Raw genomic sequence first — 15,125 nt, forward strand, 5'->3', positions numbered from 1 at the left:
CATCACTCGATGATGTTGCCGCGCAGGACGAACTTGGCATAGGCCACGGTCGAGACGAAGCCCGTCATGGCGAACAGCAAGGCCGCCTCGAAGGTCATCGTTCCGGCGCCGCGGATGCCGAAGAGCACGATCAGCGCGATCATGTTGATCACCATCGTGTCGAGCGCGAGGATGCGGTCGGCGATCGTCGGCCCCTGCAGGAGCCGCGCGAGGTTGAACAGCAGCGCCACGCCGAAGCAGCCGAGCGCGTAGGTCAGGGCAAGTGCGATCATGCGAAGATCCTCTTGAGGCGGGCTTCGTAGCGGGCCTTGATCTCGTCGCGCACCGCATCAGGGTCGGGCGCATGGAGACAGTGGACGAGCAGCACACGGCCGCAGGCCGAGACGTCGGTGACGACCGTGCCGGGCGTCAGCGTGATGGTGCCGGCCAGCATCGAGATCGCCTCGGGCGAGGTGAGTTCGATCGGGACGGCGATCCAGGCGGAGTGGATGTCGTCGCTGCGGTAGAAGAGCACGATCTTGGCCACCGCCACGTTGGCCCTGACGATATCACCGATCACCAGCAGCACATAGGCCGCAAGCCGCAGCGGACTGCGAAGCTGTGTCTGCCCCGGCCAGTAGGGCGCGACCAGCAGCGGGATCAGGATCCCCAGGATGATTGCAAAGACAAGACTGCCGAGCGCCGGCTGGTTGACGAGCAGCATCCAGGTCACGATCAGAGTGACGCTCAGCCACGGGTGGGGAAAGAGCCGTCGGATCATCGGGCGGGCTCCGTCAGGCGGTTGGAGGCAATGTAGGGCGTCCGCTCGGCCAGTTCATCGGCGATGGAGCCGAGCGCGGCCGACACCGGGCCTGCGGCAACGGTCAGCGCCACCAGCCCGGCCACAAGCCCGCCCACCGCGACGAAGGCGAGCGTGTCGGGGCGGTGGGGCTCGGGCTCGGCCAGCGTCTCGTGCGACTTCCAGAAGAGGAGGCTGCCCGCGCGGGCAAAGCCCACGATCATGAGGAGCGAGGTGACGAGCACCGTGCCCCAGATCAAGGCCATGCCGGGGCCGCGCAGCGCGTCGAGGATCAACAGCTTGCCGAGGAAACCCGACAGCGGGGGCATCCCGGCCAGGGCGATCGCCCCAACGAAGAAGAGCGCCGCGATCAGCCCCTCCTGCGCCACGGGGGGCTGGCGCTGGGTCAGATCCTCGCTGCCGCGCCGCGCCAGCACCAGATCGGCCACGAGGAACAGCGCCGCCGTCGCAAGCGTCGAGTGAAGAAGGTAGAACAGCGCGGCCGAGGTGCTTGCGGGGGTGAAGCCCGCGACGGCGGTGAACAGCGTCCCCATCGAGGCGATGGCACCGAAGGCCACGAGCCGCCCGATGCTGGCGGCCCCCAGCACGCCCATCGCGCCTATGGCAAGCGTCACGAGCGCCGCGGGCAGCAGAAGCTCGGCGAAGAAGCCGCCGGTGGCCGGGGTCTCGGGCGGGAAGATCAGGTTGAAGACGCGGATCACGGCATAGGCGCCAACCTTGGTCATCACCGCGAACAGCGCCGCCACCGGGCCCGGCGCCGCGGCATAGGTGCCGGGCAGCCAGAACTGGAACGGCACCAGTGCACCCTTGATGGCAAAGACGATCAGCAGCAGCACGCCGGCCACGCGCAGGATCGCCGTCTCGGCCTCGGGCATGGCTGCCACCCGCTCGGCCAGATCGGCCAGGTTGAGCGTGCCCGCCACCGAATAGATCGTGGCCAGCGCGAACAGGAACAGGGTCGAACCCATCAGGTTGTAGGCCACATACTGCACGCCCGAGCGCAGGCGCGCGCGGCCGCCACCGTGGATCATGAGGCCGTAGCTCGCGATCAGCAGCACCTCGAAGAAGACGAAGAGGTTGAAGGCGTCCCCCGTCAGGAAGGCGCCGCAGATCCCCATGAGCTGGAACTGGTAGAGGGCGTGGAAATGCTGGCCACGCCGGTCCCAGCCGGTGCCGATGGCATAAAGCTGCACCATCAGCGCAAGGAAGGCCGTCAGGGCCACCATCACGGCGGCAAGCCGGTCGAGGACCAGCACGATCCCGAAGGGCGCGGGCCAGTTGCCGAGGAAATAGGCCTCGGGCGGGTTGGTCGAGGCGCTGACCAGCAGCACCCCGGACACGCCGCAAAGGGCGATGGTGCCCGCCAGCGAGAAGACCCGCTGCAACACGAGGTCATGGCGCATGAACAGCACGATCAGCGGCGCAAGCACCGCCGGCAGCACGACCGGGGCAATGATCCAGTGGTTCATCGTCCGGCCTCGTCGTCGCTGTCCATCCGGTCCGTGCCGGCTTCAAGGAAGGCGCCGAGCGCCACCATCACGATCACGGCCGTCATGCCGAACGAGATCACGATCGCCGTCAGCACCAGCGCCTGTGTCAGCGGGTCGGTGTAGCCCTCGGCGGTGTAGGACAGGACGGGCGGCAGGCCCACGGCCAGACGGCCCGAGGCGAAGATGAAGACGTTCACGGCATAGCTCAGGAGGGCGAGGCCCACGATCACGGGAAAGGTGCGCATGCGCAGGATCAGATAGATGCCTGCGGCGGTCAGCGTTCCTACGGCGGAAGCGACGAGGATCTCCATCAGCGGTCTCCGAAGCGGTCGCGCGGCAGGTCGATGTCGTAGGGAGTTGACGAGACCTCCTCTCCCGCACGCACGGCGATGCGCGAGATCGAGGCGAGCGCCAGCAGCACCGCCCCCAGAACAGCGAGGAACACGCCGGTGTCGAAGATCATTGCGGTCGCCAGTTCGAACTCTTCGAGCGGGGGCAGGTGGACATAGCCGTAGTCCGAGGTCAGGAACGGCCGCCCGGCGAACCAGGCGCCGACGCCGGCCGCGCCCGCGATCAGCACGCCCATGGCGATCAGCGCGTGATACTCGACCCGCTTGCGGGCCGCCGTCCAGCCGAAGCCCGAGGCCATGTATTGCATCAGCGCCGCGATGGCGACGACCAGACCGGCGATGAAGCCTCCGCCCGGCAGATTGTGGCCGCGCAGGAAGATGTAGACACCGACCATGATCGCGACGGGCAGCATCATCCGCGTCGCCACCACCAGCATCAGCGGATGACGGTCGCCGGCGTGGCGATGCTCCTGCGCCCATGAGAGCAGCCGGTTGTTGGCCGGGCCCGGCCGCAGGATCGTCTCCGTCACGGCAAAGATCACGAGCGCTGCGATACCGAGGACGGTGATCTCGCCGAACGTGTCATATCCGCGGAAGTCCACGAGGATGACGTTGACGACGTTCGTTCCGCCGCCTCCGGTCTTGGCATTCTCGAGGTGATAGCCGGAGATGCTCGGGAAAGCGAAGTCACGCGTCATCATCATGTAGATCAGGCTGCCGATGCCCAGCCCCGCGGTGCCCGACAGGATCGCATCACGGATGCGGCGCGGGGCCTTGCTCTCCATCGGTGTCCGCTTGGGCAGGAAGTTGAGCGCGAGCAGGAGGAGCATCACCGTCGCCACCTCGACGAGGATCTGCGTCAGCGCGAGGTCCGGCGCCGAGAGATAGGCAAAGCCCATCGAGACGACGAGGCCCACCACCCCCAGCACGACCAGCGCGAGGATCCGGTTGTGATGGACGATCACCAGCGTGCAGGTCGATACGATCAGCAGAAGCCAGCCGATGACCGGCACGACATCGACCGGCGTCAGAGCCCGCGTGCCGGGCGTATGGCCCCCCGAGAAGAAGGCGTAGCCTCCGGCGGCGACCATCGCGAAGGTGGCGATGGCGAAGTAGCGGCTCAGCGCCCCGTCATGCAGCCCCTGCGAGAACCTGCGCGAGAAGTGCGCGAGAGGGTCCACGATGCCGTCGAAGATCCGCTTGGCCTCGGGCCGCGGCGTGGCGAGCCAGCCGCGCATCAGCCCCGCGTGAAGGCCGAGCAGCACGAGGCCGCCGCCGACGGCCGCGATCGACATCCAGAGCGCCGGCGTCAGCCCGTGCCAGTGGTAGATGTGGGCATGGAGGGCCTCGCCGGTCGTGGCGCCCGCCGCCGCATCGACGAGCCAGCCTGCCACCGGCATCGGCGCAATCCCGATCGCCACCACGAGCAGCGCCAGGAAGGCCGGGGCCGCCCACATGCCGAAGCCCGGATCGTGCGGATTGTGCGGATAGTCGTTGCGCACCGGCCCGAGGAACGTGTGCGCCACGAACCGCAGCGAATAGGCCACCGAGAAGACCGCACCCAGCGTCGCAAAGACCGGCATCAGCCACGCCTGCCCGGCCCAGGCCGTATGGGCGGCCTCTTCAAGCATCATCTCCTTGGAGAGGAAGCCGTTCAGCGGCGGGATGCCCGCCATCGACAGCGCGGCGAGGGTGCCGATGGTGAAGGTGATCGGCATCAGCTTGCGCAGGCCGCCGAGGCGCTTGAGGTCGCGGGTGTGGGTCTCGTGGTCCACGATGCCCGCGGTCATGAAGAGGGCGGCCTTGAAGGTGGCATGGTTGATGATGTGGAAGATCGCGGCAATGGCGGCGGACTGGGTGCCGAAGCCCAGCAGCATCGTCACGAGCCCGAGATGCGAGACGGTCGAGAAGGCCAGCAGCGCCTTGAGGTCGTCCTTGAAGAGCGCGATCTTGGCGGCCACGACCATGGTCACGAGGCCGGTTGTGGCCACCAGGTAGAACCACTCGGGCGTGCCGGCCAGCGCCGGCCACATCCGCGCCATGAGGAAGAGCCCCGCCTTCACCATCGTCGCCGAATGCAGGTAGGCCGAGACCGGCGTCGGCGCCGCCATCGCGTGCGGCAGCCAGAAATGGAACGGGAACTGCGCCGACTTGGTGAAGCAGCCGATCAGGATCAGCACCAGCGCCGGCAGATACCATTCCGACGCCTGGATCGCGTCGCCCGCCTGCAGGATCACGGTCAGATCGTAGCTTCCAGCGATCTGGCCGAGGATCAGCATCCCCGCGATCATCGCGAGCCCGCCCATGCCGGTGACCGCCAGCGCCATGCGCGCGCCCTGACGGCCGGCGGGCAGATGCTTCCAGTAGCCGATGAGCAGGAAGGAGGAGAGCGAGGTCAGCTCCCAGAAGACCAGCAGGAGCAGGATATTGTCCGACAGGACGATCCCCACCATCGCCCCCTGGAAGAGCAGGAGGTAGCTGTAGAACTGCCCCATCGAGTCCTGCTTCGACAGGTAGAAGCGGGCATAGAGGATGATCAGCAGGCCGATCCCGAGGATCAGCCCCGCAAACAGGAGGCCGAGCCCGTCGAGGAAGAAGTTGGCGTTCAGACCCAGCGCGGGCATCCACTCGATGCGCGTCTGCACGGTCTCGCCGCGCAGGACGGCCGGGGCATGCAGCCCCAGCATCAGCAGGGCGAGGGCCGTGACGCTGCCCGTGACGAAGGCGCAGGTTGTGCGGCTGGATCGGATCATGAGGCCCGGCAGCAGGGCCCCGAGGAACGGGAGGGCGGCTATCAGCGCAAGGGACATGCCGCCGGCGCCTCCATTCCAGATGCGAAACGTCGCGCTCTCATGAATTTCTTTCACATTCGGGTTCGGTTCGGGGCCAAACTGGTGTTCTGGCCTTCACAAGTCAACTGCGGACGGACCGAAAACCTCAGCCTTCGGCGGCGGCGCCCCAGGCCTCGACAAGGTAACGCTGCGAAAGCGGGATGGCGGCCGCCCCGAGGGCCCGCGCCTGGGCTCCGACGGTGCCCTCGCGGATCTGCGGGGGCTCGATCCCCGACAGGTCCAGCCGGTGCAGCGCGGCGTGGGTCCGGCGCACCATCTCGGCCCGGATCTCCGGCGGCATCCAGCCGTCGATCATCACCGTCTCCATCTCGACCAGGGCCGAGGCCGACAGAATCGCCGAGGCAAGCCCCGCCGCCGCGCCGTCGAGCCAGTCCGACAGGACGGGCGCGCTCACCTCCCAGTGGTCGGGGTTCTCCCACAGGGCTGCCGGGTCTTCGCCCGCCCGTTCCATCGCTTCGGCAAGGACGGACATGGAGGCCACGTTCAGCAGCCGACGCATCCGGCCGGAGCGGTCGGGCACCGGCATCGGCCCGACGCCGGCCGCATTGCCGGTGCGGCCGGCATAGAGGTGCCCGTTCAGGACCAGCCCGCCGCCGATGAAATAGGCAAAGTAGAAATAGAGGAAGTCCTTCGGGCGCTCGCCGGTGCCGAAGACCAGTTCGGCGCCGCAGGCGGCCGTGGCATCGTTGCGCAGATGGACCGGCAGCCCGGTGAGGGCGGCCAGTTCGGTCTGGATGTCGCGCTCGCGCCAGGCGTCCATTTCGGACTGGGGGGCGCCGACATACTGTACCCAGTTCCACAGCTGGAACGGCATGGCGATGCCCATGCCCCCCACACGCGCGCGCGCCTCGGGCGGCAGGCTTCCGGTCAGCAGGGGCAGCGCCTCGGCGGTGAAGTCCACGACCGCATCCGGCGTCGGGTAGGAATAGATCCGGCGCCGCGCCGCGACCGGCTGGCCGAGGAAGTCGATCAGCACGAGTTCCGCCGAGCGCCGTCCGATCTTGAGGCCGAGAAAGTAGGCGCCCTCGGCCGCGAGTGACATGGGAACCGAGGGCTGGCCGATGCGGCCGCGGATTGGCTCTCCCCGGCACAGGAGGCCGTCGCGTTCAAGCTCGCGCATGATGACCGAGACGGTCTGGGCCGACAGGCCCGTCATCCGCGCGATGTCCGACTTGGCCAGCGCCCCCGCGCGCCGCACGAGCGAGAGCACGAGGCGTTCGTTGCGGGCGCGCATCCCGCTCTGGTTCGAGCCGCGCAGCCCGGGTTCGGCTGCGGCCGGGCGCTCTGCGGTCTCCTGTCCCTGTCTCACGGTCATCTCCCTGCCCGGCACCGCGGGCCTCCCGGCTGCCATTGGGCCTCTGGCGGCCTCGGCTGTCAATACTAAATCAGAGTGATTTATTTATTGACGCAGCGCCGGGAATCGGCTTCCATGAAGGGCGTCGCGGCGGGCGGGTGCCTGCGCAGCGCAAGATCGGCGGGCAGGGAGAGGCCCGCCAGTGGGAGGAGACATCGTGACACGACTCAAGATCGCCCTGATGGGGTGTGCGGGGGCGCTTGCCCTGTCGGCCGCTCCGGCCCTGGCCCAGGAGGTCGGCGCCTGCCTGATCACCAAGACCGACACAAACCCGTTCTTCGTGAAGATGAAGGAAGGGGCCACGGCGAAGGCACAGGAACTCGGCATCAACCTCAAGTCCTACGCGGGCCGGATCGACGGCGACAGCGAAAGCCAGGTGGCCGCCATCGAGACCTGCATCGCCGACGGGGCGAAGGGCATCCTGCTGACGCCGTCCGACACCAAGGGGATCGTTCCGACGGTGCAGAAGGCGCGCGACGCGGGCATCCTCGTGATCGCGCTCGACACGCCGCTGGATCCGATCGACGCGGCCGACGGCACCTTCGCCACCGACAACTTCCTCGCGGGCGAGCTGATCGGCCAGTGGGCGCAGGCCAAGATGGGCGATGCGGCAGCGGATGCGCGGATCGCGATGCTGAACCTCGGCGTCTCGCAGCCCTCCGTGGACGTGCTGCGCGCTCAGGGCTTCCTGCAGGGCTTCGGCGTCGATCTGGGCGACCCGAACCGCTGGGGCGACGAGACCGACCCGCGCATCGTCGGCCATGACGTGACCGACGGCAACGAGGAGGGCGGGCGCCGCGCGATGGAGAGCCTGCTGGCGCAGGATCCGATGATCAACCTCGTCTATACGATCAATGAGCCGGCGGCGGCCGGCGCCTACGAGGCGCTCCGGTCCATCGGGCGCGAGAGCGATGTGCTGATCGTATCGGTCGATGGCGGCTGCCCGGGCGTCCAGAACGTGAAGGACGGGGTGATCGGCGCCACCTCGCAGCAATATCCGCTGCAGATGGCGGCGCTGGGGGTCGAGGCCATCGCGGCCTTTGCCAAGGACGGCACCCGGCCCGCGACGACCGAGGGCAAGGACTTCACCGACACGGGCGTGGCGCTTGTGACCGACCAGCCGGTCGAGGGCGTGGAGTCGATCGACAGCGCCCGCGGCGCGGAACTCTGCTGGGGCTGAGCCGCGGCAGCCTGGACCGGGGGCGGGGTCATATCCGCCCCCGAGCGGGATCCGCGTCCGGCGGTCCGCAATGCGAAGCGGGAGGTCAACGGAACATGGCAACCGAAACCCAGGGGCCGCAGGGCTTCGAGGCTGCGCTGACCCGCAAGCCCGAGGCCGTGGCCGAATTCACGCAGCGCAGGTCGCCCGTGCAACAGGCACGGCACCTCCTGCATCAGACGCCCTCGCTCGTGCCGCTGATCGTGCTGGTCGTCTCGATCTCGATCTTCGGGGCGCTCTTGGGCCAGAAGTTCTTCTCGGCCTTCACGCTGACGCTGATCCTGCAGCAGGTGGCCATCGTCGGCATCGTCGGCGCGGCACAGACGCTCGTGGTGCTGACGGCGGGCATCGACCTCTCGGTGGGCGCGATCATGGTCCTGTCCTCGGTGGTCATGGGCCAGTTCACCTTCCGCTACGGAATCCCGGCACCGCTGTCGGTGCTCTGCGGGCTGGGTGTCGGGGCCGCCATCGGCTTCGTGAACGGCACGCTGGTCGCGCGGATGAAGCTGCCGCCCTTCATCGTGACGCTGGGCATGTGGCAGATCGTGCTGGCGGCGAACTTCCTCTACTCGAGGAACGAGACCATCCGCTCGCAGGACATCGCGGCCGAGGCGCAGATCCTGCAGTTCTTCGGCTCCACCTTCCGCATCGGTGCGGACGAGGCCGGCCGGGGCGGCGCCGTCTTCACCTATGGCGCGGTCCTCTTGATCGTTCTCGTGCTGCTCATCGCCTATGTGCTGCGTCAGACGGCCTGGGGCCGCCATGTCTATGCCGTGGGCGACGATCCCGAAGCGGCCGAACTCGCGGGCGTGCAGACGAAGACCGTCCTTGTCACCGTCTATACGCTCTCGGGGCTGATCTGCGCGCTGGCGGGCTGGGTGATGATCGGCCGCCTCGGGTCGGTGTCGCCGACCGCGGGGCAGTTTGCCAACATCGAATCGATCACCGCGGTGGTGATCGGCGGGATCAGCCTCTTCGGCGGCCGCGGCTCGGTGCTGGGGATGCTCTTCGGCGCGCTGATCGTGGGTGTCTTCTCGCTGGGGCTGAAGCTCATGGGGACGGACCCGCAATGGACCTACCTCCTCATCGGCATCCTCATCATCGCGGCGGTGGCCGTGGACCAGTGGATCAGAAAGGCGGCTGCGTGATGGAACCGATCCTGAAGGCCCGTGGCCTCGTGAAACGCTACGGCCGGGTCACGGCGCTCAACAACTGCGACTTCGACCTCTATCCCGGCGAGATTCTCGCGGTGATCGGCGACAATGGCGCGGGCAAGTCTTCGCTGATCAAGGCGCTGTCCGGCGCGATCCGGGTGGACGAGGGCACGATCGAGCTCGACGGCAAGCCGATGAACTTTGCCTCGCCGCTCAATGCGCGCGAGGCGGGGATCGAGACGGTCTATCAGAACCTCGCGCTGTCGCCCGCGCTCTCGATTGCCGACAACATGTTCCTCGGGCGCGAGATCCGCAAGCCGGGCATCATGGGCCGGTGGTTCCGTGCCCTCGACCGCGCCGCGATGGAGCACAAGGCGCGCGAGAAGCTGACCGAGCTGGGGCTGATGACGATCCAGAACATCGGGCAGGCGGTCGAGACCCTCTCGGGCGGGCAGCGGCAGGGGGTGGCGGTGGCGCGCGCCGCGGCCTTCGGCTCGAAGGTGGTGATCATGGACGAGCCGACGGCGGCGCTGGGCGTGAAGGAGAGCCGCCGCGTGCTCGAGCTGATCCTCGATGTGAAGCGGCGCGGCCTGCCCATAGTGCTCATCAGCCACAACATGCCCCATGTGTTCGAGGTGGCCGACCGCGTGCATGTCCACCGGCTGGGACAGAGGCTCTGCGTGATCGACCCCCGGCGCCATTCCATGTCCGATGCCGTGGCGCTGATGACCGGCGCCATGGCGCCCGAGCAACTGAACGAGTTCGCATGAGCCCCGAGGCGCTCGCGCAGGAGATCCGGGCGGCGGCGGAGGGGCGGGAGCGGTTCGTGGTGGCGCTCGCCGGGCCGCCGGGGGCGGGGAAATCCACGCTGGCCGAGGCGCTGGTGGCCGCCCTCGGCGCCGGCGCCCGCCTCGTGCCGATGGACGGGTTCCACTTCGACGATCGCGTGCTGGTCGCCCGCGGGCTTGCGCACTGCAAGGGCGCGCCCGAGACCTTCGACGTCCGGGGCTTTCTCAACCTCATGGAGCGGCTGCGGGCGGGGGGCGAGATCGCGATCCCGGTCTTCGACCGCGCGATGGAACTGGCCCGTGCCGGCGCCGACGTGGTGACGGATGAGGACCGCATCCTTGTGGTCGAGGGCAACTACCTGCTGCTCGACGAAGAGCCGTGGCGGCGGCTGCGCGGCTTCTTCGACCTCACGCTCTTTCTCGACGTGCCCGAGGCCGAACTCGAACGGCGGCTGCTTGCGCGGTGGGCGGCACGGCCGGGCGGGGCGGCGTGGGTGGCCTCGAACGACATGCCGAACGTGCGGCGGGTGATCGGCGGCTCGGCCCCGGCGGACCGGCGGATCCGCTGGCCCTAGCCCTGCGGGGTCATCGCCTTGCGTTGGCGTGCCCGTTCCAGCCCCAGCCGACGCTCGCGCCAGATGATGAGGATGCCCGCGCTGACCACGAGGCTCGCGCCGGCCAGCATCACGAGCGTGGGCACCTCGGCAAAGACGAAGAAGCCGATCAGCAGCGCGAAGATCATCGAGGCATATTCGAACGGCGCGATCAGCGAGGCATCGGCGTGGCGGTAGGCCGAGGTCAGCAGGATCTGCGCCACCCCGCCCAGGATGCCCGCCCCGGTCAGCAGCGCGGCCTCGGCCGGTGTGGGCCAGACCCAGCCGAAGGGGAGGGTGACAAAGGACAGAAGCGTGGCCGTCAGCGAGAAATAGAAGACGATGGCCGCGGTCGCCTCGGTATGGACGAGCTTGCGGATGAAGACCTGCGCGAGGCCCGCGAAGACCGCGCCCCCCAGCACGAGCGAGGCGCCGAAGGCTTCGCGATGGCCCACCCCGCCCGACAGGAGCGTCAGGCGCGGCGACAGCACGATCAGCACCCCCACCAGCCCGAGGATGACGGCCGAGATGCGGAAGGCGCGCACTTCCTCGCCGAGGAACATGGCGGCGAAGATCACCGTGAGGAGGGGGGCGGCATAGCCGAGCGCCGTCACCTCGGGCAGCGGCAGATAGGCGAGACCGGCAAACCCCAGCCCCATCGCCAGAGTCCCCACCAGCCCGCGCCAGACGTGACCCATCGGGTTGACCGCGCGCAGCCCGGTGCGCCACTCGCGCCGCCAGATCAGCCAGACGATGATCACGGGCATGGCGAAGAACGAGCGGAAGAAGACCGCCTCGCCCGCCGGCACCCGGTCCGAGGCCGCCTTGATGAGCGCCGACATGATGATGAAGATGAGGACGGAGGCGACCTTCAGGCCGATGCCGCGCAGCGGATGCATGGGACTCTCTCGGATTGATACGAGAGAAGGATCACTCCCGGCCGCCGGGCGCAAGGGCGAATGGCACACCCTGCCGACGACATCACCGATCAGGCTCTTCCGGCGCTGCCGCAATCCGCTGGACGCGGCGGCGGGCATGGGTTTCTCTGGTGTCCGGCACAGGAGGATCCATGCGGCGCAGCCTTTCCGATCTCATCGACCAGGGGCGGGGCAAGGCTCCGGCCGATCTCGTGCTGAAGAACGGCCGGATCTTCGACCTCGTGACGGGCGAACTGGTGCAGACGGACGTGGCGATCTGCGGCGACCGGATCGTGGGCACCTTCGGAACCTACGAGGGCCGGCGCGAGATCGACTGCCGGGGCAGGATCCTCGTCCCCGGCTTCATCGACACCCATCTCCATGTGGAAAGTTCGCTCGTCACCCCGTTCGAGTTCGACCGCTGCGTGACGCCACGCGGCATCACCACGGCGATCTGCGATCCGCACGAGATCGCCAATGTCTGCGGGCTGGAAGGCATCCGCTATTTTCTGGAGGCCGCCGAGCATCTGGTGATGGACCTGCGGGTGCAGCTGTCCTCCTGCGTGCCCTCGACCCACATGGAGACGGCGGGCGCGGCGCTTGAGGCGGCGGATCTCGTGCCGCTGATGGATCATCCGCGGGTGATCGGACTGGCCGAGTTCATGAACTTTCCCGGTGTGCTGGCGAAGGACGCGGGCTGCCTTGCCAAGCTCGAGGCGTTCCGCGGCCGGCACATCGACGGCCACGCGCCCCTGCTGCGCGGCAAGGATCTGAACGGCTACATCGCGGCCGGCATCCGCACCGAACACGAGGCCACGACCGCCGAGGAGGCGCTCGAGAAGCTGCGCAAGGGGATGCGGGTGCTGATCCGCGAAGGATCGGTCTCGAGGGATCTTGAGGCGCTCGTGCCGCTGCTGACCGAGCGGCATTCGCCCTACCTGTGCCTGTGCACCGACGACCGGAACCCCCTCGACATCGCCGAGCATGGCCATATCGACCACATGATCCGCACCGCGATCCGGCTGGGGGCGCCGCCACTGGCCGTCTACCGCGCCGCGAGCCTGTCGGCGGCCGAGGCCTTCGGGCTGAAGGACCGCGGCCTGATCGCGCCGGGCAAGAGGGCGGATGTGGTGGCGCTGGAGTCGCTCGAGGGCTGCCACGCCGGGCTGGTCGTGGCCGGCGGCGTGGTGGTTGATGCCGGGGCCTTCGCGGCCCGCGGAACGGTTGCGCCGGTGGCGCGGGCCTCGGTGCGGGTGGCGCCGGTGGAGGCCGCGGCCTTCCGCTGCCCCGGCAACCGGGCCGAGACGCCGGTGATCGGCATCCTGCCGGGCAAGATCATCACCGAACATCTGACGGACGCGATCGAGCCCGTGGACGGCGACAAGCGCCCCGACCCGTCCCGCGACCTTGCCCGGATCGCGGTGATCGAGCGGCATGGCCGGAACGGCGGGCGCGCCGTGGGATTCGTGCGGGGCTTCGGGATGAGGCGCGGCGCGATCGCCTCGACCGTCTGCCACGACCACCACAACCTGGCGGTGGTCGGCGTGGATTACGCCGACATGGCGCTGGCCGCCAACCGGCTGCGCGAGATCGAGGGCGGGTTCGCGGTGGCGGCCGAGGGCGAAATCCTCGCCGAACTCGCCCTGCCGGTGGGCGGGCTGATGAGCCTGCGCCCGTTCGAGGAGGTGCGGGATGCGCTGGTGGCGCTGCGCGAGGCCGCGCGCGGCCTCGGCGTGACGCTGGAGGAGCCGTTCCTCCAGCTGGCCTTTCTCGCGCTGCCGGTGATCCCGCATCTCAAGATCACCGACCGGGGCATCGTGGACGTGGACCGGTTCGAGATCCTGCCCTGAGGCCCTCCGCGCCCTGCGCGAGGCGTGTCAGCAGGGCCCGGTGAACCGCTGGCCGCGCGCGTTGCGGTAGTAGCAGGTGCCGTTGCCCGCCGGGCCGATCAGCGTGCCCGCAATCGCACCGGCCGCGGCGCCAAGGGCCGCGCCCTGCACACGGTCGTTGTCGCTGGAGACCGCCGCTCCGAGGGCCGCGCCGCCAAGGGCGCTCGCCGCAGTCGTCTGGTCCGCAGTCTCGCAGCCGGCGAACAGGGCCACGACCGGCAGAATGAAAAGCACTTTCTTCATGATGGTTCTCCGGGCATGAATGTCTGCGGGCTCAACATCCGCCTTGCCGGATGGTTCCGAAGCAGGGGGGCTCCAGACGGGCGGGTCGCTTCGGTCCCTCTGGGGCTGCGGGCGCGCCATCCGGGGACGGCCCGCCCGCAGATGGCTTCCTCAGTGCATCCCGAGCAGTTGCGGCAGGAACAGCGAGATCTGCGGCACGTAGGTCACGAGCAGGAGGAAGCCCAGCATCGTGAGCAGCCAGGGCCAGACCGCGACGGTCAGTTCGGTGATGCCCATCCGGGTGATCCCCGAGGCCACATAGAGGTTCAGGCCTACGGGTGGATGGCACATGCCCACCTCCATGTTCACGATGATCATGATCCCGAAATGCACCGGGTCGATGCCAAGGCGCACCGCGACCGGGAACAGGATCGGCGCCATGATCAGCACGATCGACGAGGGCTCCATGAAATTGCCGGCCATCAGCAGGATGATGTTCACCGCGATCAGGAACATCCACCAGGTCAGGCCCGAATCCACCATCCACTGCCCCAGCGCCTGCGGGATGTTCTCGTGCGTGAGCAGGAAGCTGAACAGCACCGCGTTGGTGATGATGTAGAGCAGCATGGCCGACATGTTGGCCGATTGCAGCAGCACCCGCGGCACGTCGCGAAGCGTCATGTCCTTGTAGACGAAGACGGCGATCACGAAGGCATAGACGGCGCTCATCGCCGCGGCCTCGGTGGGGGTGAAAGTGCCGCTGTAGATCCCGCCCATCACGACGAAGATCAGCAGAAGCCCCCAGATCGCGCGCCGGAACGCCTGCCAACGCGCGGCCCAGCTGGCCTTCGCGAGGCGCGGATAGCCGAACTTGCGGGCGCGATACCAGGTGGTCAGCGCCAGAATGCCCGCCAGCATCATGCCGGGAATGACGCCCGCGATGAACATCTCGCCCACCGAGGCGGCATCGACGATCCGGCCGTCCGGCCCCTCGACCAGCATCCCCGAGGTGGCCACGCAATACATCACCATCACGATCGAGGGCGGGATGAGGATCCCGAGCGCGCCGCTCGTGGTGATGACGCCCGCGCCGAACCGGGTGGGGAAGCCCTGCGCCACCATGGCCGGAAGGATGACCGAGCCGATGGCGACCACCGTGGCGGGCGAAGACCCCGACACGGCCGCAAAGAGCGCGCAGGCAAAGACGCCACCGAGCCCGAGGCCGCCGTGCCAGTGGCCGACCATCGCGGTGGCAAAGTTGATCATCCGCTTGGCGACCCCGCCGTGGGTCAGGAAGTTGCCGGCGAGGATGAAGAACGGGATCGCCATGATCTCAAACTTCTCGATCCCGGTGAACAGCTTCAGCGCCACCGTGTCGATCGGCACCGTGGTCATGGTGAAGAGGAAGGTCAGCACCGTCAGGCCGAGCGCGATCGAGATCGGCATGCCGGTGAGCATCAGGGCGATGAGACCGCCGAAGATGAGGGCTGCGTTCATC

The 15,125-nt window shown here is 68.4% G+C and carries 14 protein-coding genes; 5 read left to right on the forward strand and 9 right to left on the reverse strand.

The window, feature by feature from the left end:
• Positions 1–2: 2 nt before the first annotated feature.
• The 6 genes from LV780_RS00950 to LV780_RS00975 all read right to left on the reverse strand — a co-directional run bounded on the left by LV780_RS00950 (position 3) and on the right by LV780_RS00975 (position 6,800).
• A complete protein-coding gene (locus LV780_RS00950; protein ID WP_011907293.1) occupies positions 3–272 on the reverse strand; it encodes a K+/H+ antiporter subunit F in 270 nt (89 codons plus the stop codon).
• Complete coding sequence (locus LV780_RS00955) at positions 269–760, reverse strand: Na+/H+ antiporter subunit E (protein WP_108220024.1); 492 nt, start codon at positions 758–760, stop codon at positions 269–271. The genes LV780_RS00950 and LV780_RS00955 overlap by 4 nt, the downstream gene beginning before the upstream one ends.
• Positions 757–2,268 carry a monovalent cation/H+ antiporter subunit D gene (locus tag LV780_RS00960; protein ID WP_011907295.1) on the reverse strand — a complete coding sequence of 504 codons (1,512 nt, stop codon included), beginning with the start codon at positions 2,266–2,268 and terminating at the stop codon, positions 757–759. The genes LV780_RS00955 and LV780_RS00960 overlap by 4 nt, the downstream gene beginning before the upstream one ends.
• Positions 2,265–2,600, reverse strand: coding sequence for a Na+/H+ antiporter subunit C (locus tag LV780_RS00965; protein WP_011907296.1), 336 nt, complete (start codon positions 2,598–2,600; stop codon positions 2,265–2,267). The genes LV780_RS00960 and LV780_RS00965 overlap by 4 nt, the downstream gene beginning before the upstream one ends.
• Positions 2,600–5,449, reverse strand: a complete 2,850-nt coding sequence (locus LV780_RS00970) for a monovalent cation/H+ antiporter subunit A (protein WP_108220025.1) — start codon at positions 5,447–5,449, stop codon at positions 2,600–2,602. Before LV780_RS00970 ends, LV780_RS00965 begins: the two co-directional genes overlap by 1 nt.
• 127 nt (positions 5,450–5,576) lie before the next feature.
• Positions 5,577–6,800, reverse strand: coding sequence for an ROK family transcriptional regulator (locus LV780_RS00975; RefSeq protein WP_108220135.1), 1,224 nt, complete (start codon positions 6,798–6,800; stop codon positions 5,577–5,579).
• 202 nt (positions 6,801–7,002) lie between these two features.
• On the opposite strand from LV780_RS00975, the gene LV780_RS00980 reads away from it, so the two are divergent.
• The 4 genes from LV780_RS00980 to LV780_RS00995 all read left to right on the forward strand — a co-directional run bounded on the left by LV780_RS00980 (position 7,003) and on the right by LV780_RS00995 (position 10,581).
• Complete coding sequence (locus LV780_RS00980; RefSeq protein WP_108220026.1) at positions 7,003–8,025, forward strand: sugar ABC transporter substrate-binding protein; 1,023 nt, start codon at positions 7,003–7,005, stop codon at positions 8,023–8,025.
• A 95-nt stretch (positions 8,026–8,120) separates the two neighbouring features.
• A complete protein-coding gene (locus LV780_RS00985; RefSeq protein WP_011907300.1) occupies positions 8,121–9,212 on the forward strand; it encodes an ABC transporter permease in 1,092 nt (363 codons plus the stop codon).
• Positions 9,212–9,988 carry an ATP-binding cassette domain-containing protein gene (locus tag LV780_RS00990; protein ID WP_011907301.1) on the forward strand — a complete coding sequence of 259 codons (777 nt, stop codon included), beginning with the start codon at positions 9,212–9,214 and terminating at the stop codon, positions 9,986–9,988. Before LV780_RS00985 ends, LV780_RS00990 begins: the two co-directional genes overlap by 1 nt.
• Positions 9,985–10,581: a nucleoside/nucleotide kinase family protein gene (locus LV780_RS00995; RefSeq protein WP_101340101.1), complete on the forward strand. Its 597-nt coding sequence runs from the start codon at positions 9,985–9,987 to the stop codon at positions 10,579–10,581. Before LV780_RS00990 ends, LV780_RS00995 begins: the two co-directional genes overlap by 4 nt.
• Here LV780_RS00995 and LV780_RS01000 read toward each other — a convergent pair.
• A complete protein-coding gene (locus LV780_RS01000; RefSeq protein ID WP_044247706.1) occupies positions 10,578–11,498 on the reverse strand; it encodes a DMT family transporter in 921 nt (306 codons plus the stop codon). The genes LV780_RS00995 and LV780_RS01000 overlap by 4 nt on opposite strands.
• Before the next feature lie 170 nt (positions 11,499–11,668).
• Here LV780_RS01000 and ade point away from each other — a divergent pair, with 170 nt between their 5' ends.
• Complete coding sequence (gene ade, locus LV780_RS01005; protein WP_108220027.1) at positions 11,669–13,366, forward strand: adenine deaminase; 1,698 nt, start codon at positions 11,669–11,671, stop codon at positions 13,364–13,366.
• A 27-nt stretch (positions 13,367–13,393) separates the two neighbouring features.
• On the opposite strand, the gene LV780_RS01010 is transcribed toward ade, so the two are convergent.
• Positions 13,394–13,648 (reverse strand): glycine zipper 2TM domain-containing protein, encoded by a 255-nt coding sequence (locus LV780_RS01010; protein ID WP_011907305.1) that lies wholly within the window; start codon positions 13,646–13,648, stop codon positions 13,394–13,396.
• 150 nt (positions 13,649–13,798) lie between these two features.
• Positions 13,799–15,124 carry a TRAP transporter large permease gene (locus tag LV780_RS01015; RefSeq protein ID WP_108220028.1) on the reverse strand — a complete coding sequence of 442 codons (1,326 nt, stop codon included), beginning with the start codon at positions 15,122–15,124 and terminating at the stop codon, positions 13,799–13,801.
• Position 15,125 lies beyond the last annotated feature (1 nt).

The sequence above is a fragment of the Cereibacter azotoformans genome (assembly GCF_021391315.1).
In the GTDB taxonomy this organism is placed as follows: Bacteria; Pseudomonadota; Alphaproteobacteria; order Rhodobacterales; family Rhodobacteraceae; genus Cereibacter_A; species Cereibacter_A azotoformans.